This is a genomic window from Natranaerofaba carboxydovora (assembly GCF_022539405.1).
Lineage (GTDB): Bacteria > Bacillota > Natranaerobiia > Natranaerobiales > Natranaerofabaceae > Natranaerofaba > Natranaerofaba carboxydovora.
Window position 1 is genome coordinate 1,524,806 of sequence record NZ_CP054394.1, and the last position, 18,867, is coordinate 1,543,672.

14 protein-coding genes are annotated in these 18,867 nt (G+C 34.6%); 2 read left to right on the top strand and 12 right to left on the bottom strand.

Going from position 1 to position 18,867, the window contains the following annotated elements; genetic code table 11:
* Positions 1-5: 5 nt before the first annotated feature.
* The 6 genes from ACONDI_RS07230 to ACONDI_RS07255 form a co-directional block, all read right to left on the bottom strand.
* Positions 6-974, bottom strand: coding sequence for a dihydroorotate dehydrogenase (locus ACONDI_RS07230; RefSeq protein ID WP_241080795.1), 969 nt, complete (start codon positions 972-974; stop codon positions 6-8).
* Positions 975-1,769 carry a dihydroorotate dehydrogenase electron transfer subunit gene (locus ACONDI_RS07235; RefSeq protein ID WP_241080796.1) on the bottom strand — a complete coding sequence of 265 codons (795 nt, stop codon included), beginning with the start codon at positions 1,767-1,769 and terminating at the stop codon, positions 975-977.
* A complete protein-coding gene (gene carB / locus ACONDI_RS07240; RefSeq protein ID WP_241080797.1) occupies positions 1,769-5,026 on the bottom strand; it encodes a carbamoyl-phosphate synthase large subunit in 3,258 nt (1,085 codons plus the stop codon). The genes ACONDI_RS07235 and carB overlap by 1 nt, the downstream gene beginning before the upstream one ends.
* Complete coding sequence (locus ACONDI_RS07245; RefSeq protein WP_241080798.1) at positions 5,013-6,329, bottom strand: dihydroorotase; 1,317 nt, start codon at positions 6,327-6,329, stop codon at positions 5,013-5,015. Before ACONDI_RS07245 ends, carB begins: the two co-directional genes overlap by 14 nt.
* Entirely contained in the window at positions 6,310-7,248 is a 939-nt protein-coding gene (locus ACONDI_RS07250) for an aspartate carbamoyltransferase catalytic subunit (protein WP_241080799.1), read from the bottom strand. Before ACONDI_RS07250 ends, ACONDI_RS07245 begins: the two co-directional genes overlap by 20 nt.
* A 292-nt stretch (positions 7,249-7,540) precedes the next feature.
* On the bottom strand, positions 7,541-10,327 hold the full coding sequence (locus ACONDI_RS07255) for a YheC/YheD family endospore coat-associated protein (RefSeq protein WP_241080800.1): 2,787 nt from the start codon (positions 10,325-10,327) through the stop codon (positions 7,541-7,543).
* 126 nt (positions 10,328-10,453) lie between these two features.
* Between ACONDI_RS07255 and ACONDI_RS07260 the strand changes: the two genes are divergently transcribed.
* Positions 10,454-10,765: a carboxypeptidase-like regulatory domain-containing protein gene (locus ACONDI_RS07260; RefSeq protein WP_241080801.1), complete on the top strand. Its 312-nt coding sequence runs from the start codon at positions 10,454-10,456 to the stop codon at positions 10,763-10,765.
* A gap of 35 nt (positions 10,766-10,800) precedes the next feature.
* On the opposite strand, the gene ACONDI_RS07265 is transcribed toward ACONDI_RS07260, so the two are convergent.
* Together ACONDI_RS07265 and ACONDI_RS07270 are read right to left on the bottom strand one after the other, a co-directional pair.
* Complete coding sequence (locus ACONDI_RS07265; protein ID WP_241080802.1) at positions 10,801-11,517, bottom strand: CAP domain-containing protein; 717 nt, start codon at positions 11,515-11,517, stop codon at positions 10,801-10,803.
* A gap of 210 nt (positions 11,518-11,727) precedes the next feature.
* Positions 11,728-13,326 (bottom strand): hypothetical protein, encoded by a 1,599-nt coding sequence (locus ACONDI_RS07270; protein WP_241080803.1) that lies wholly within the window; start codon positions 13,324-13,326, stop codon positions 11,728-11,730.
* Between the two features lie 177 nt (positions 13,327-13,503).
* Between ACONDI_RS07270 and ACONDI_RS07275 the strand changes: the two genes are divergently transcribed.
* Positions 13,504-14,160 (top strand): hypothetical protein, encoded by a 657-nt coding sequence (locus ACONDI_RS07275; protein WP_241080804.1) that lies wholly within the window; start codon positions 13,504-13,506, stop codon positions 14,158-14,160.
* A gap of 103 nt (positions 14,161-14,263) precedes the next feature.
* On the opposite strand, the gene spoIVA is transcribed toward ACONDI_RS07275, so the two are convergent.
* The 4 genes from spoIVA to der all read right to left on the bottom strand — a co-directional run bounded on the left by spoIVA (position 14,264) and on the right by der (position 18,859).
* Positions 14,264-15,742 carry a stage IV sporulation protein A gene (gene spoIVA, locus ACONDI_RS07280; protein WP_241080805.1) on the bottom strand — a complete coding sequence of 493 codons (1,479 nt, stop codon included), beginning with the start codon at positions 15,740-15,742 and terminating at the stop codon, positions 14,264-14,266.
* Positions 15,743-15,847: 105 nt separating this feature from the next.
* The gene (locus ACONDI_RS07285; protein ID WP_241080806.1) at positions 15,848-16,888 is read right to left on the bottom strand and encodes an NAD(P)H-dependent glycerol-3-phosphate dehydrogenase; all 1,041 of its coding nucleotides are present in this window, start codon (positions 16,886-16,888) and stop codon (positions 15,848-15,850) included.
* Positions 16,889-16,892: 4 nt separating this feature from the next.
* Positions 16,893-17,492, bottom strand: a complete 600-nt coding sequence (gene plsY, locus ACONDI_RS07290; RefSeq protein WP_241080807.1) for a glycerol-3-phosphate 1-O-acyltransferase PlsY — start codon at positions 17,490-17,492, stop codon at positions 16,893-16,895.
* A 41-nt stretch (positions 17,493-17,533) separates the two neighbouring features.
* The gene (gene der / locus ACONDI_RS07295; protein WP_241080941.1) at positions 17,534-18,859 is read right to left on the bottom strand and encodes a ribosome biogenesis GTPase Der; all 1,326 of its coding nucleotides are present in this window, start codon (positions 18,857-18,859) and stop codon (positions 17,534-17,536) included.
* Between the last annotated feature and the right edge of the window lie 8 nt (positions 18,860-18,867).

Here is an 18,867-nt window from a genome sequence, read left to right on the forward strand (position 1 = left end):
CTGTTTTATATACTTCTAGCTTTGCCAATCAATTCATTAATAGAAGAATAATTCCGATCTTCAATGTGTTTGTCTAAATCATTAATGATATTAGGTACTATTTGGGGATCAACAAAATTTCCTACTCCGATTGACACCAAGCTTGCACCTGCAAGCATATACTCAAGAGCATCTTCATAATTCATGATCCCACCCATTCCAATAAGAGGTACATTTACCTTGCTTGCCACCTGCCACATAATCCTAACACCAATAGGCTTTATAGCAGGGCCTGATAGTCCAGCAAATACATTATTAAAAACAGGTTTTTCGGTATATACGTCTATCCCCATGCCCAAAACCGTATTAATAAGCGATATGGCATCACAACCTGCCTCCTCTACGGCAACAGCTATTTCTGCAGGATCTGTCACATTAGGACTAAGTTTGGCTATTATTGGTAAATTAGTTTCTTTTCGAACAGCTTTTAGCACCTGGTTTGCTGTATCAGGAGAAGAACCAAAAGCCATTCCACCTTGTTTTACATTAGGGCAGGATATATTTACTTCTAGAGCATCTATACCTTTTTCTTTTACGTCATCTAGTCTCGAGGCAATCTCTGAATATTCTTCTACGGAGTTTTCAGCGATATTGACTATAACATTTGTAGAGAAACTATTATTCATTTTTTCCAAATAATCATCTATAAACCCTTCTACACCAGGATTTTCTAGTCCAATAGAATTTAATACACCAGCAGGTGTTTCCCATAGCCTTGGTGGGGAATTACCTTGTCTTGGTTTTAGAGTTATCCCTTTGGTTACAAGCCCACCTAAAATAGAAGGATCAAAGTAATCTGCATATTCAAAACCAAAACCAAAAGTACCAGAACTAACCAAAACTGGATTCTTAAAATTTAGACCTGCTAAATCAACTGATAGTCTATTACTATCAATTATATTATCATTAAAGTTACTTTTGTTATAGTCTCTCATTTACAGTTCCACCTCGTCTACATAAAATACAGGTCCATCTTTACATACCTTAAGATAAGAACCTTCTCTAGAAGAATTAACTGCACAGCCAAGACAAGCCCCTACAGCACATCCCATTTTAGCTTCTAAAGAAAGCTGACATGGAATTTCTTCATTGACTGCAATACTTTTAACTTTCCTTAGCATCGGCATAGGACCACAGCTGTAGATTGTTTTATCTTTATTTTCACTTTTCGAAAGATTGTTAGCTATTTTTTCCTCAAATACATCTGTAACAAGCCCTTTGTGACCCAGGCTTCCATCCTCCGTAACATACTCTAGTTTTAGTTTGTTTAGACCAGAAAAATCATCACTAAAAATAAAATCATCACTACTTTTTGCACCTAGAACTGCTATCACTTCATTATTATATCTCAGAAGTTCTGTTGATAGGTAAAAAAGAGGAGCGATACCCATGCCTCCACCTATCACACATATTTTTTTATCCTGAACCACATCAAAACCTTTACCCAGTGGGCCCATTACAGACAAAACTTCACCTGGACCTATTTCAGCTAAACGTTTAGTACCTTCACCTACTATAACATAACAAATAGATATAAGTTTTTTATCTTGGTCAACATCATAAATGCTAAATGGCCTTCTAAGCAGTGGATCCATACCCGGGGTACACTTAATGTGGACAAATTGGCCGGGGTTTATCTGACCGGCCAAAACCTCCGAGTGAATAACTAACTTGTAAATTTTTTTATTTATTTTAGAATTAGACTTCACCGTCGCATCAAGTAGATTCACTAGCTTTTGTAAACCTCCTTATCTAATTCGCTATTATACTCCTGCAGAGGATGAACCCTTACCATGGATTTAAGAACTTCTGAAATCGTAGAAAGTGTGTCTAGTGAAGTTACACATGGAACCCCATACTCTACTCCGGCTCTTCTGATCTTAAACCCGTCTCTTTGAGGTTTCTTGCCCCTTGTGAATGTGTTTATTACCATGTCAACTTTGTTGTCTCTTATATAATCTACCACATGAGGTGATCCTTGAGAAACCTTGTTAACCACTTCTACTTTTATATCTTCTTTCGCTAACATTTTTGCAGTTCCTTCCGTTGCAAGTAAATTATACCCCATTTTATAAAAATCTTTTAATATAGGCAGTGCTTCTTCTTTGTCTTTATCAGATATGGTGACAAGGATAGTACCCTGCTTAGCAAACTCAAAACCTGCTGCCAAAAAGGCTTTGTACATAGATTTGGTATAATCCCTATCAAGTCCTAAAACTTCACCTGTTGATTTCATCTCAGGACCTAAAGAAGTTTCCACATCCAAAAGTTTTGCAAAAGAGAATACCGGCATTTTTACAGCTGATAAGTTGGTCGGTGTATAAAGCCCCCCGCAGTACCCCTGCTCTGAAATAGTTTTACCAAGCATACACTGGGTAGCTATATCAATAAGTGGAATATCGCTAACCTTACTGACAAAAGGAACTGTTCGGCTAGATCTTGGGTTTACCTCTAATACGTACACTTCATCTTCGTAAACAACATACTGTATATTTATTACACCTATTATATTCAATTCTCTTGCAAGTTTTGTTGTATAATCGACTAATTTGTCGAGAACTTTGTCAGAAAAAGTCCTTGCCGGGTAAACAGCAGTACTATCACCTGAGTGAATCCCCGCCATTTCAATATGTTCCATTACCCCGGGTATCAATACTTCATTACCATCGCTTACTGCATCAACTTCTACTTCTCTACCTCTTAGATATGAATCAACAAGAACAGGGTAATCAGGTGAAACTTTAACTGCCATTTCTAGATACTCTTTTAACTCCTCTAAACTGTCAACTATTTCCATTGCTCTTCCGCCTAGTACATAAGACGGACGGACAAGAACAGGGAAACCAAGACTTTTTGCTATGTTTTCTGCTTCTTTTTGGCTTCTAGCTGTTTCTCCTTTTGGATAAGGTATATCTAATTTGGTTAGTACTTCACCAAACTTCTCCCTATCTTCTGCTAAATCCATATTTTCTACGTTTGTGCCAAGGATTTCTACTCCTCTCTCCATCAAAGGGCGTGCCAGGTTGATTGATGTCTGTCCACCAAACTGTACTATTACTCCCTTAGGTTCTTCTTTTTCTATAACATTCATTACATCTTCAACATCCAAAGGCTCAAAGTAAAGCTTATCTGAAACATCATGATCCGTACTTACAGTTTCAGGATTATTGTTAATAACTATTGACTTAACTCCTGCTTTATTTAGACTCCAGGCCGAATGCACTGAGCAATAATCAAATTCAATACCCTGGCCAATTCTAATTGGTCCTGAACCTATAACTACAACTTTATCTTCCTTTGACTCTTCAGTATTATTGTTTTCTTCTTTTTCTTCACCTTCATCAAAATATGATGAATAGTAATAAGATGAAATTTCCGAGTAGCCTTTTCCTCCAGAGAATGCATCTACTTTCTTAAACTCTGGAGTTATATCATATTCTTTTCTTAAGTTTGTAATTTCGGTTAAAGTTTTATCTGTAAGCCTGGCAATTCTTTTATCACTAAATCCTTTATATTTTACCTCTTTCATTAACTCTTTTGAAATCTGTTCATCACTAACAGAATATTTTTCTAATTCTTTTTCTAACTCTATAAGCTCCTCTAGCTTCTCCAAGAAAAAGTCAGATACCCAGGTACTCTTTTTAATATCTTCAAGGTTATATCCTCGCCTAAAAGCTTCTGTTATACACCACAGGCGCCTGTCATCTGGTTTTTCCAAAACTTCTTCAATCTTTTCATCTGTCCATTCTGATAATTCGTCCATTTTTAGATCATCAATTGATTGTTCAAGGGATCTAATGGCTTTTAGAAGGGCAATTTCAAAATTATTACCTAATGACATAACTTCTCCGGTAGCTTTCATCTGGGTGCCAAGGGTTCTATTTGCAGATTCAAATTTGTCAAAGGGCCACCTTGGAATTTTTAAGACAGTGTATTTTACATCTGGTTCTACATCTGCAGTTATCTGGGGAAAGACTTCATTTTTGATTTCTTTTAAAGTATATCCTAGAGAAATCTTTGTTGCCACCCTCGCAATTGGATAACTTGTAGCTTTACTAGCAAGGGCACTAGACCTACTTAGTCTAGGGTTTACTTCAATAACATAGTACTCTTTTGTCTCAGAATTAAGAGCAAACTGAATATTACATCCACCTTCAATATTTAATTCTCTAATTATATTAAATGAAGCTTCTCTAAGCATTTTTTGTTCTTCATCAGTAAGCGTCTGGGAAGGTGCCGCTACAATACTATCTCCCGTATGAACTCCAACAGGGTCAAAATTTTCCATGTCACATACTATCATACAGTTATCAGAAGAGTCCCTGATAACTTCGTATTCGATTTCTTTCCAGCCATAAACACTCTTTTCTATTAGAAGCTGTTTAATCATACTGTAATATAATCCTCTAGAGGCCGTTTGCTCTAGTTCCTCTTCATTATAAGCAATTCCACCACCGGTACCACCAAGAGTATATGCAGGTCTAACAATAACGGGGAAACCTATCTTCCTGGCAAAATCTAACGCTTCTTCTTTAGTTGATACAATAGTACTTTCAGGGATTGGCTCATTTAGCTTAATCATTGTATCCCTAAAAAGATTTCTATCTTCTGCTTTACTAATAGCTTCCAAAGGTGTTCCAAGCAGTTTTACATTATATCTTTCTAAGACTCCGCTTTTAGAGAGTTCCTCTGCCATGTTTAGTCCAACTTGTCCACCTAGAGTGGACAAAAGTCCGTCTGGTCGTTCTGTCATAATAATTTCTTCTATATATTCTTTGTTCAAAGGTTCTAAGTATACTTTATGAGCCATTTCTTTGTCAGTCATAATCGTAGCAGGATTGGAGTTTACTAATACAACTTCAATTCCTTCTTCTTTTAATGTTCTACAAGCCTGGGTACCTGCATAATCAAACTCAGCTGCTTGTCCGATTATTATTGGTCCAGAACCTATAACAAGTACTTTCTTAATTCCATCAATCTTTGGCATTTTTATTCACCTCTTCATCAATATATTTTATTTCCCCTTCTACCATAGTCATTACCGGCCAACCTTTGAGTTCTTTGCCAATATATGGATTATTTTTGCCTATTGATGTTAAATCTTCTTTTATGACTTCTTTTGTTTCATCTAAATCAATTACGGTCAAATCTGCCACAGCACCAACTTCTATGCTAGGTATATTTAACCCAAGTGCCTTAGCAGGATTGACAGTATATTTTTCTATTATTTGTTCTAAAGAAAGGGATTTTTGATGGTATAGATAAGTAAATGTCACAGGCAGGGCTGTTTCTATACCGGAAATTCCAAAGGGGGCATAATCATACTCAACTTCTTTTTCGTGTCTTGCATGAGGAGCATGATCAGATGCTATTATATCAAAGATTCCATCTTTCAAACCTTCTATTATAGCTTCTACATCATCTTCTGATCTTAAAGGAGGTTTAACTTTTGTAGAAGTATCAAAGCTCACTACTGCTTCATGAGTTAAGCTAAAATGATGAGGGCAAACTTCTGCAGTTACAAGTAGACCTTTATCTTTAGCCTTACGTATTAACTCTACACCTTCTCTTGTACTTATATGACAGATATGAAGCCTAGCGCCAGTAAGAGCTGCAAGCTTAATATCTCTGTCTACAATAATATCTTCTGCTTCATTAGGCATACCTTTTAGACCAAGGATAGTACTATAATAACCTTCATTAATCTGTCCCTTAGAGACAAGGGCCTCATCTTCACAGTGAGTTAGTACAGGTAGATCATAGTTTTTGGCATATTCAAGGGAGCGACGCATTACAAGAGAGTTCATTACAGTATCGCCGTCATCTGATAAGCCAACAACCCCTGATTCTTTTAGTTCACCGTATTCTGCAATTTTTTCACCTTTTCTCTCCTTAGTAATGCAGCCTATAGGAAGGACATGACAGTTATCAGCTTCCTTTGCTTTTTCTATAATATATTTAACTGTTGCAGCTTTATCAGCTGGCGGATCAGTATTTGGCATAGCACACACAGATGTGAATCCGCCTTTCACTGCAGCTTTAGTTCCTGATTCTATAGTTTCTTTTGCTTCAAAACCCGGCTCTCGTAAATGAACATGCATATCAATAAATCCAGGTGCCAAAACTTTTCCTTCAAGGTTATAAACTTCATATTCAGTTGAATCTTTATTTACTTCTGTTCCTTCATTTATTTCTTTTATCCTTCCCTTTTCAATCACAACACTGCCAACAAAGTCAGCTGATGATGATGGATCGACTATCCTAACATTGTTAAGAATTTTGGGCTTCATCATATTCGCCTCCCATCAAATATAGTAAAGCCATTCTTATAGCCACCCCACCAGTAACCTGCTCATCGATTACTGAGTTTTCACTATCATAAACTTCAGGGGATATTTCAATACCTCTATTTATTGGACCTGGGTGCATAATCATCAAACTATCTTTAGCATGTTTTAGTTTTTCTTTGTTAAGCCCATAATATTTCGCATATTCTCTAGATGATGGGAAAAAACTTTCATCCTGTCTTTCAAACTGTACTCTTAAAGCCATCATAACATCTGCAAACTGAAGTGCATCTTCAAGGGAGCTTGTAACATTTACACCCATTTTTTTAATCTCAACGGGAAGCAAAGTATTCGGTGCACAAAGAGTTACTTTTGCCCCCATTTTTATTAGTCCCCAAATATTTGATCTTGCAACTCTACTATGGGCAATGTCACCTAGAATAACAACGTTTAAACCTTCAAAAGACTTAAACTTTTTTCGCATAGTGTACATATCCAAAAGCGCCTGGGTCGGATGTGCATGACATCCATCTCCTGCGTTTAGTACCCTAGCGTTTACACTCTTAGCAAGTAACCCGGGTGCTCCGCTTACAGGGTGACGAATGATAATCATATCAACACCCATTGCTTCTAAAGTCCTCGCTGTGTCAATAAGAGTTTCACCTTTTTTTATTGAACTAACATTAGCATTCATGTTGACCATATCAGCACCCAAATACTTACCCGCTAGTTCAAAAGAAGACCTTGTCCTAGTACTTGGTTCATAAAAAAGATTGATTATGGATTTTCCTTTTAAGGTAGGTAATTTTTTAACATCCCTATAGATTATTTCCTCCATCGATTCTGCCGTGTCTAATATTGTGTTAACTTCTGCTGCCGAAAGGTCTCTCATGTTGAGCAGGTCTTTCCTACTTATAGTCATAATAATAACCCCTTTCGTTTTTGGCTATAAAAAAAGACCCTTTACCATCCGGGAGTGGCATAAGGGCCTTTAATTACAAGGTAAAAAGACACAGATCACCTTATAATAATATACTTAAAGTTACTTTAGACATCCTTATGGCCTCACCGGACCATATTAAAGGACTTTCTAAATATTTAATTTTAATGTTCAAATTACTGTTAAGCTTATATTGTACATTTTCTTATATTTTATTCTGTCTATCCTCGCAAATTATATAGTATAATTTGTTGGTAGTCAATGAAAATTTGTTTTAAATTTTTAACATATTGTAAGCTAGGTTTTTAGAATAATCTAATGGTAAACCGAGGGATTTTCTTAGCGAACTTTCTGTTAAATACTCATAATACCCCCCAGTATCTGGTTTGCTGTTAGCTTCAAAAAACCATAGCTTTCCTTTAGGGCCAACACCTATATCAAGGCCCACTTCTCCCAGATTTCCAAAAGAAGCTTCTAAAGCTAATACTAATTTTAAACTAAGTTCACTTATACTTTCCCATGTCAAAAATTTAAATGGCAATTTCTCTCCGGGACTTACTATAATCTCATCGCCTCCTACTGCAACATTAGTAACTATTCCTTCTATAGGAGCAATCCTAAAAGACACAGCAGATATCTCCCATTTTGAACTAATATTTTTTTGAATCAGAACTCTTAAATCAAATTTTCTATTATTTATTTGTCCAAGCTTTACTTCTCTTTGTATAATTGCTCCTTCTCCCAATTCTTCTCTTAAAAAATTAAATAGCATATCATAGTATCTAAACTCCTTAGTGCTAACTTTGCTGCCACCAGTTCTGCAGATAAGTCTCTCTTCTTCTTTTTTAACCTGTATTACTCCCCAGCCAAAACTTCCATAGTTACTTTTCACAAAGACACTTCCATGCTTTTCAACAGCTTTCTTAAGGCTTTCAGGTGTTAAATAGTAAGTCTTAGGCATATTATCTCGTATATCCTTAAAAAAATTTAACGCTTCAAAGGTGTTTAGTTTTCCAAAATACCTTTTTGAATTTATAACCTGCATCTCATGATTCATCCTAAGTCGTCTATTAACTTCTTTAGCAACTGGCCTTTTCTCAGGATTTAGCGGATAGGTAGCTTGATCATATAATACCTGCGGTTCGTTAAATGCCCCATCTTCCCATCTTTTATTACTATGATTATAAAAACAGCTTTCTATTATATTTTCTTCTAAATTTACATTTTCAGGTTTGAAACAGTAAAATACTATTCCTTTTTCTCTTGCAAACTCTGCTGTTTTGTTTAAGTCTATGTCTTCATTGTTTTTAATAGCATCCATGGTCCCTTCTGATACAGTCATTGCAACTGTTGGTCCAAATATTAATTCATTGTAAGATAATGCTACAAGATTTAGTATAGAGTTATGAGGTAAGTTCAGGCCATTAAAGACTGAAGCGTTAATATACAAATTATTAAAGGTATCATCAACTTTTTGCCTTTTTATCTTTATTATTTCTTTAGAAACACCGGCTACTAAATTTATCTCATCTCCTATAGAATAGCCAAAATAATCCAATTGTTCTGTGTTCAAAAATAAATGCGGCTCATAAGATCCGTGGCTTATCTCTTTGAATAAAAATTTATCTTGTTTTTCTGGATGTATAAAACTCTTATCATCAGTTACATCAAAACCAGTTAAAGATAATCCGCTAATTATAGGTGATTTATTAATTCTTTTGGTAAGAGCTCTATCTTTCATTCTATGAAAGCTCACTTTTAAAGGCTTGCCATTCACCTCTATAAGCCATACATTACCTTCAGTATCTATCCCCAGATCAACACCTATATTTCCTAAATAACCAAAACCCTTCTCCAAGTTGCTGCCAATACATTTTGATACTTTTTCGATTAAATTTATTAGTTCTTCTTCTCTACCGGGGAAGGCAAACTTTAATACACTTTCTATGGCCATTACCTTGCCGCCACTTCTGGGGCTTGTAATTATGCTATTCACAGGTGCTATTCTGCAATTTATTCCGTTTACTTCCCATTTGTAAGGACTTACTTTTTGAAGCATCACCCTTATATCAAATTTATTTCCCCATATAGAAGCAAGTTGGATATCCCTTTGTATCAAATAGTCTTCCAAATGTAGCTCTTTTTCTAATTTTCTTATTAAACTGTCAAACCTTTTATAGTGAATTGTTTTATTCCTATCTACATCACCTGATTCTCTGTATTTTAGGTTATAGCCGTTATTTTTCCTAATAACCTGTACAATGCCCCGGGCTTTATAAAGACTGTCCGGCTTTAAATATATTGAACCATATTTGTTTAATAACTCCTCGAATTTTTCATCAGTATAATCTGCAAACTCTGGAAGATGGTTTTTTGTATCTTCATAATTATACAAATGCTTTAGGGTCTCTTTTTTCTTAATTTTTACTGCCTGATTGTAAACAATCATCTTATTTGCCTGCTGCTGGACCAATTTTCTAAGTCTATACGAATCTTTTCGGCCATCTTTTCCAAAGCATCTATCATATATGACCCTGGGAAGGGGGTATTCGTTTTTCACCCATTTTTTATTAGAATCAAAGTGATATCCTGTTACTTTTTTGTTGCTAAAATCTATATCATTTAACGTAAAGAAATAACAAAGACCATTTACTTCCTTACTCCATTTTTGAAAACGCCAGTAGATACTATCCCAATTATCATTACATAATTTGTCAATTTTGTTTTTGCTAATAAAAATCCCCAAAATAGGTCCAAGTTCTATTTTTTTTAGTTGTTTATCAATCACTGCATTTAAACAGAGAGTTTCTGATTTAAGATTTTCATCTAACATTAAATAACTGACAACTTCTTCAGTTAACCATAATACACTGTATTCATCACCTGTAGATGTGTTTTTAAAATTAATTTGGTCTTGCATTTTTTTACAACCAGCTTGAAATAAATATTCTCCTTTTTTTTGTCTAATTGTTATACTATCGTTGTTACCAGGAATATCTTTTAATTCCAAATAATTTTCTTTTTCTGAAGTCAGTTTTATTTGAACTTTAATAGTTTTCAATACCACCACCTCAAGATTATATAATGCAATTGAAGCAATATAAGTGAAAATTATTTAGCAATTATAAGAGGTGATGTTCATATTAATTATAAAAGAAACGTAAGGAAGGAAAGGGGGAGTAAAGCATTGGGGCACAAGTTAAAAAGAATTGACTTAAAAGTTAAAGAAAACGAGCAAATAAATCTAAATGCACAATTAAAAAAAGAAAACAGATCATTAATACACGGGGTAGTACTAGACGAAAAGAAGGAACCAATTGAGGATGCCACAGTTTTGATGTTTAGAAGAGGAGAAAGTGAGGATTGCTGTCTACATCCTATAGCTAGTACCTTTACAGACGATTGCGGTCAATTTGTTTTTGGGCCAATAGAACCAGAGTTAGACGTAGTCATAAAAATTTGGGCTAATGGTGCCTGTATGGTCGATTTGTACCGCTAAAAATGGGGTGGGAATAAAATCCACCCCAAAAAAATTTATCTTTGTACAAAAATTTGAGTTACTTTTACACCGCCTCCATTTGTCTCTACTACACCAACTCCTACATGAGTATACCTCTCTCCTAAAATACCAGATCTATGTCCAGAACTTGACATAAGCATTTGATGTGCACTTCTAACGTCACCAGCTCTTGCCAGATTCTCTTTTGATACAGTAAACGAAATCCCTTCACTTCTTAACATATCACCTGCACTACCATATGTAGGGGACTGGTGTGCAAAATAATTATTCTCCACCATATCTTGAGACTTCATTCTGGCAACTCTGCTTATTTCACTACTATACTCAAGTTCTTGTATCCCTCTATCTCTTCTTTCTTTGTTAATCATGTCAAAAATATATTCTTCGTCACTATTTCCTATATCAGAATCTCTATTCTCTTCACCATCCTTTTCATTATCTGATGAAGGTTCTTCTGGAGATGGCTGTGATGCGTCAGATCCATTTCTTCTATTCAACTGCCACCAATCAGCAATATTTTGAATCTTAGAGCCTGTACTATTTCTGGACTCGCTTTCTTCAATATTCTCTTCATTCTCTTCTTCTTCTGTTTTTTCTTCTTTTTCATTCTCCTCTTCCACAGCTTGTCCAGATCGCCTATTTGTCTGCCACCAGTCTGCTGCCGAATAAGCACTTGCTGTGCTGCTAAAGATAAACATCGTTACTAGAGCTAGTACTAAAGTTTTTTTCAAGTTCAATTCCTCCTTTGTATATTATGTTAACAATACCATCTTTCTATTAGAAGATAACTTAATTTTATAGTTAAAGCAAATGCTGTATTATAGGTCTTAAGTTTACTAAAAAAGATAATATTGTCAATTCCATACTTATGTTACAACTTACCCAAAATATCATAGTAATGGTAATTTAATCTTTTTATTAGACATTAATGGAAGTATTTATTATTTAAAAAATCTCTCTAACAAACCTTTCTTTTTTTCCTTTTCTTCTATTTCATTCTTTAGTTTTTTTACTTTTTCTTCTAATTCTTTTTTTGAATTCTCTAACCAGGTAGTATGACTTAATAATTCATTTTTTTCTTTCTTTAATTTTTGAATTTCATTTTCTTTTTCATTGATCTGATTTTCTAATTCTAAGTTAGGAGCTATCTTATATTGACTTTTCTGCTCTTCTTTTTCTTTTAACTCCTTTATTTGATTTTTTAATTCTTTATTTTCTCTTCTTAGTTGTTTTTCACGATTATCAACTCTGCTTCTTGTAAAATAACTCAGTTTTTTTTCTAACTCACTAATTTTACTTTTCAGTTCTTCATTTTCTCGTTTTAATTTATAAATTTCATCTTCATCTAGAATGTTTTCATTATCACTAGATTCATTTATAATCAAGTCTTTATTTGTTCTAGAATCTTTTTTAGCATTTGAACCAACATAATCAAGTTCATATTTATCTTTCATTTTTTCTTCCATTTTCTCTTTCATTCTTTCCTTTTTAGTTGTTTCGTAGTTTTTATTTTCCTGATTTTCAACTGATAATTCTGTTAAAAGGGGTCTATATACCTCCAATCTATTTACAATTCCATAAGCCCTGTTTCCCCACCCGACTTTAGGACATGAGCTAGAATTTGAAAATCTTATACCTGCAACCATCGAAGGCAAAGTTAACTCTTCAAAATCCACATTACTTTGATCTTTACTTATATATCCTTCCATTTGATTATTCCACCAAATAAACCACAATCTTCCATTGTCTTCTCCGGCCGTTAGATACTGTATATAATTTTTCCGTGAATTTATTGCTTTTGGTATTGACCATTTTTGTACATGGTCATCATCCCTGGCTTTGTAAGTAAAATATACAGAACTATATCCTTCTTGAGTTTTTTCAACCCAACAGACAAAAATCTTCCCTTTTTCACTAAGTACTAGTATAGGATCACTTAAAGAGCTGTTAAAATTACTCTTTTCCAAAACAATGGGCAATCCTACTCCTTCTTTAGAAGACAGGTTTCTATAAAATAAAAAGCTATAATTTCCATGGGTAGTGACATAAATTAAGTGTCCTACACCATTATCGTCTATTTGAAAGGAAGAGTCATTAATGATAAAATGACTTCCTTTTTCTATAATATCCAGCTCTTTAATTTCTTCTTCTTTTATTTGCCATAACAATAGTTCCTCTTCTTCATCTAGTTCTCTTTTGGCAATTAAGTAAATAGTATGTTCATTTAGTGCTTTTGCACAACATAGATGTATATTTTGCGGTTCTTTTAGTACTTCTCTACTTATTAAATTATTTTCGTTTAATTCATCACTTACATCATTAATTACAAATAATTTAAGGCTATCACTTTCTTTTGCAACTATACCAACTTTTTCTCCCCAAAAAACAGCTATATATTCTACAGTATTTTCAGACATAGTTATATCAATGCCTTCTTTATCCAAAAATACCAACCTCTGCTCCATCAACCTTACAAGAAAGGTTTGATCGTTGTTTTTAAGAAAAGTTGGAAACGACTTCTCATTATAATTTTCAAACATAGGTTTTCTCCTCCTTAACTTCTTATCTTAAATTAAATTCATTAAATTTTTATTATCATATAAAAATAATATTCTTTAATATTAAAAATAATGCACCGCACACTCCATATATAATTAACATATTATACATTAAAGTTTTGGTACAAAGCTTTTAATAATTAAAGGAGGTTATAAGTAATGACTGAAGAATTCCAAAGAAGAAGAGGTTCTGGTGGCTGTCACGACGATAATAACAACAATAATAACGACAATAACAATGCTGTAGACCCTATACCCCCACCAACAGTTATTGAGCGGGTCAAAATTGATAAAGTTTACGAAGAATGTAAGGTGGTAGATGTCAATGAAGTAGAGATTCCTATATATGAACCAAATGCAACCACATCAAATGTTATTGATCCAGAAGATATTGAAGATGTAAAGTGTGTTAGTGTAAAGGTAAAAGAAGATACAAAGAAATGTAAAATCCCCAATAACAGACAAGTCCAACTAACTTTTGAAATGAAGATTAAATACAAGGTAGATGGAAAGATTAAAGAACATGTAGAACCTGTTGAGAAAACCGTTAGGTTATCAAGGGCAGGAGAAGAAGGTTTAGAACCCCAATGTGAAATCTTTTTAGAGTGTTTAGATGCTTTTGTTACCACTGATGAGGAAGATAATCCAATTATCATCCTTTGTATTGGCAAATTAATTTTATTTAAATTATTCGCCCATGTGCAGCTGCTGATTCCTGCTTACGGCTTTGCTCCACAACCACCAGAATGCCCAGAAGTTCTTGAAGAATGTCCAGAATACGAACCAGAGTGGCCACCATATCCAGAACAGTTTTAATTGTCTAAGTGATTTATAGGGCTGTCCCAAAATAAATACTTTTTGGGTTCAGCCCTATTTTATTAAAGAAAAAAATGCGTGTTAGCTAAACACGCATTTTTGTTTATAAAATAATTGCAATAAGACCTCCACTGCCCTCATTAATAATCTTTTCTAAAGTATCTTGAAGTTTTTCTCTTGCATTTTGAGGCATATTGTCTAGCTTCTTCTCGATTCCATCTTCTACAACACTATGAAGGCTCTTGCCAAATATATCACTTTCCCAAATCTTCTCAGGGTTCTCTTCAAATTCTTCCATGATATAATTAACTAAATCTTCACTTTGTTTTTCTGTACCAACAGTAGGTGAAAATTCACTATTTACGTTGACTCTAACCATGTGTATACTCGGTGCACTCGCCTTTAATCTTACGCCAAACCTATTACCATGCCTTACTATCTCTGGCTCTTCAAGGGACATCTCCTCTAGTTGAGGCGGTACAACTCCATATCCATATTCTCTAACATCTTCTAAAGCTTCAGCCACTTTATCGTACTCTTTCTTGGCTTCAGCATAACTTCTGATGGTTTTTAGAATATCTGCTTTGTTTTTAATTTCTGTTTCACATATTTCACTTAAAACTTTTTCAAATAAGTTTTCTACAACTTTAATATCAATCTCAGCATGCCCTGTTCCCAGATCTACTTTTTCTAAAATTACCTCTTCTGAATTTTCTAGCTCATCTAAATTATAAACTACTTTGTTTATGTCACGAACTCTGTCAACATCTTCAATACTATCCCTGATTGCAGTTTCAAATCCTTCTCTAAGCCAGTGGTCATTATCAAGTTCTTCTACCCAATTAGGAAGATTAATACTAACCTCTTTAATCGGAAATTCATATAAAATCTCCTGGAACACGTGGTTTATCTCATCTTCATTCATATCAAGGATATCTAGGGGAATCACAGGAACATCGTACTTTTCTTTTAACTCTTCTGTAATATTTTTTGCCTCTTCACTATAAGGGTTGGTGCTGTTTAGAACTACTACATAAGGTTTGCCAATTTCTTTAAGTTCTGAAACCACCTTCTCTTCAGCCTGCACATAACTTTCCCTGGAGATTCCAGTTATTGATCCATCTGTAGTCACAACAACTCCTATAGTCGAATGTTCATCAATAACTTTCTTTGTACCCACTTCAGCAGCTTCTTCAAAAGGAACATCTTCCTCAAACCATGGTGTAGACACCATTCTTGGTCCTTCTTCTTCTTCATAACCTATTGCACCATCAACCAGATAACCAACACAATCTACCATTCTTACTTTCATAGAAATGTTATCATTCAAAACTACTTCTACTGCATCGTCAGGAATAAATTTTGGTTCTGTTGTCATAACTGTTTTGCCACCACTACTTTGAGGCAGCTCATCTCTTGTACGCTCTAGATCATTTACATCTTTGATGTTAGGCAGTACTACCATTTCCATAAACTTTTTAATAAAAGTTGATTTTCCCGTTCTTACGGGGCCAACCACTCCCAGATAAATATCGCCATCTGTACGCTTGACCATATCTTCGTAAAGATTAGACTTATCCATTTCTCACCCTCCTCCCTAGCTTTTAACACTACATATATATTTAGTTCAGTGGACAATTATTCCAAGAGAATTAAAAAAAAGCACTTTTAAAAGTGCTTTTTTTGTTCACTCCTCCCACATATCTTCCTGGACAACTTCTTCCATTTCATTTTTTCTAACTCTTTGCATCAAATCTTTAACAGCAATATCCGTCTCTTTATTATTAAATAATACATCGTATAACTCTTGGGTAATAGGCATTTCCACATCTTTTTCGATTGACATTTTGTATGCTGCTTCTGTCGTTTTAATCCCTTCAGCAACCATTTTCATTTCAGCTAATATCTCCTCTAAACTTTTCCCTTCTCCAAGCATTTTTCCAACTCTATAATTCCTAGAATGTGTACTTGTACTTGTCACTACAAGATCTCCCACACCCGAAAGTCCCGCAAAAGTTAATACACTTGCATTATATGACATCCCAAGCCTTGCAATCTCATTAATCCCTCTTGTCAAAAGCGCAGCCTTGGTATTATCACCATAACCAAGACCATCAGCTATCCCTGCACCAAGAGCTACTATATTTTTTAGTGCACCTCCATATTCAACACCAGTCAAATCTGGGTTAGTATAAACTCTAAAATATGGAGTCATAAAAGCTTTTTGCAGTCTTTCAGCATATTTTTTTACTTTACCCGCTATCACAGTTGCAGAGGGTTTTTTCTTGCCAACTTCTTCAGCGTGATTGGGCCCAGACAAAGCATAGACTCTTCGCTTTTCTCCATCAAATAGGGCATCAGATAAAACTTGCGTCATAGTTCGATATGTCTTAACATCAAATCCTTTAGTAGCACTAACAACTAAAATATCTTCTTTAAGATGTTTTTTTAATTCTTTAGCAATAGTTGTCATAACGTGTGATGGAACAACTATTAGCCAAATATCAGTGTTTTTCGTAGCCTCTGTGAGATCACTTGTTATATTTAAATTTGAAGGAAGTTTAACACCTGGTAAATACCCTTCATTTTCTCTCTTTTCCTTTAATTCTTCTGCTAGCGAAGACCTTCTTGTCCAAAGCCACACCTCATGGCCTTTTTCTGACAACAACGCGGATAAGGCACTTCCCCAGCTGCCCGCTCCAATGACAGAGATCCGCTCATTTTTCAAACTATCACCTGCCTTTTCCTATTTTATTTTCTGTACCTTTCAATAATCTCTTGATATTCGGAATATGCCTTACTATACCTAAAACACTCATAATAATTCCAAATATTATATAAACCGTATGAAGTCCAAGAAAGTACATTACAAAAGGCAGTATCACAGCCCCAGTAATTGAGCCTAGTGAAATATAACGGCTAATACCAATCACTATAAGCCCAATGACCAATACTACAAGTATCACCTGCCAGGATATACCAACCAATATACCAAGACTTGTAGCTATTCCGCGACCACCTTTGAACCCAAAAAACACCGGCCAGTTATGTCCAATTATAACGAGGATCCCACTTAATAATACATATTGTGGAGAAAAATCTAGCATCTGGGCAACATAGATTACCAAAAAACCTTTTGCACCGTCAAATAGTAAAGTAACCACTGCTTCTTTCTTTCCCATGGTCCTTAAAACATTAGTTGCTCCAGCATTGCCGCTTCCTTGATTTATTATATCAATATTTTTTGTCTTGGCCATAATATATCCTCCAGGGACAGAACCCAAAAGATAGGCTATTAAAAAGAATATCACATGAAATATATTAATCTCCACTATCATCTCCCCCCTCACCTTAAATTAAAATTCCCATTTTATTAGCCTCTTCGCTCTCTTTCTTTTTCTTTTATATGTATTGGAGTTCCTTCAAAATCAAAATTTTCTCTAATCCTTCCCATTAAGTATTTTCTGTAAGAATTTTTAAACAGTTCTTTATCATTAATAAATAATAAAAAAGTAGGAGGCTTAACTTTTGTTTGAGTAGCATAATAAATTCTTAACCTTCTTCCTTTGAAAGATGGTGGCGGATACATTAAAACACTCTGATGAATAATATTATTTATATCAGGAGTTGATACTCTTTTACTATGATTTTCAGCTGTAACTTTGATTACATCTAATAATTTTTGTAGGTTTTTCCCTGTAACAGCAGACACAAACAAAATTGGTGCAAAATCTACAAATGATAATTCAAATTTAAGTTGTTCTAAAAATCTATCGCCTGTCTTTGTATCTTTGTCAATTAAATCCCACTTATTAACTAAAATAATAAGTCCTCTTCCCCTATCAGTTATCAAGTGAGCTATTTTTTTATCCTGTTCTGTGACCCCCTGGGTAGCATCAATTACCAAAAGGGAAACATCACTTCTTTCTAAAGCTTTAATACTTCTAAGAACACTAAATTTTTCTATGCCCTGTTTGACTCTACTTTTTTTTCTGAGCCCTGCGGTATCAATAAAAATAAATTCTTCTTCCTCAATTTTTATCCTGGTGTCTATAGCATCTCTGGTGGTGCCCGGTTCATCGCTTACTATAATTCTATTTTCATTTAAAATTTTATTTACTAGAGAAGATTTGCCTACATTTGGCTTCCCTAACAAAGAAATAGTTACCACGTCTTCATATTCTTCTTCTCGTTCTTCAAGCAGTGGAAATTTATTTATTATCTCATCAAGCAAATCCCCAACATTAGTACCGTGGATAGCAGAGACTGGAATCATGTCCGAAAATCCTAAAGAATAAAATTCAAAATAATTTGCTTTATTAATATTTTCGCTTTTATTTGCAGCCATAATCACAGGTTTATTCGTCCCTCGCAGCATATTAGCTATTTCTTTATCATGTTCTGTAAGTCCAGTCATACTATCTAATGCCAAAATAATTATATCTGCTTCTTCTATTGCAAGCTCTGCCTGCGCTCTAACCTGGCTTATAATACTGTTATCGGTTTTTTCAATTATCCCACCTGTATCAATTAGCACAAATTCTTTCCCCGACCACTCTACCTCACCATAAATTCTATCCCTAGTAACACCAGGGGTGTCTTCAACAACTGCTATTGAACTTCCAACCAATCTATTAAATAGGGCTGATTTCCCAACATTTGGACGTCCAATCAAGGCTACTATTGGTTTCAGAAAAATCACTCCTT

Bases quoted from the DNA above. Each gene is read 5' to 3' on its own strand.
- ACONDI_RS07230 (WP_241080795.1), bottom strand. From the start codon at position 974: ATGAGAGACTATAACAAAAGTAACTTTAATGATAATATAATTGATAGT.
- carB (WP_241080797.1), bottom strand. From the start codon at position 5,026: ATGCCAAAGATTGATGGAATTAAGAAAGTACTTGTTATAGGTTCTGGA.
- ACONDI_RS07245 (WP_241080798.1), bottom strand. From the start codon at position 6,329: ATGAAGCCCAAAATTCTTAACAATGTTAGGATAGTCGATCCATCATCA.
- ACONDI_RS07250 (WP_241080799.1), bottom strand. From the start codon at position 7,248: ATGACTATAAGTAGGAAAGACCTGCTCAACATGAGAGACCTTTCGGCA.
- ACONDI_RS07270 (WP_241080803.1), bottom strand. From the start codon at position 13,326: ATGTTTGAAAATTATAATGAGAAGTCGTTTCCAACTTTTCTTAAAAAC.
- ACONDI_RS07275 (WP_241080804.1), top strand. From the start codon at position 13,504: ATGACTGAAGAATTCCAAAGAAGAAGAGGTTCTGGTGGCTGTCACGAC.
- spoIVA (WP_241080805.1), bottom strand. From the start codon at position 15,742: ATGGATAAGTCTAATCTTTACGAAGATATGGTCAAGCGTACAGATGGC.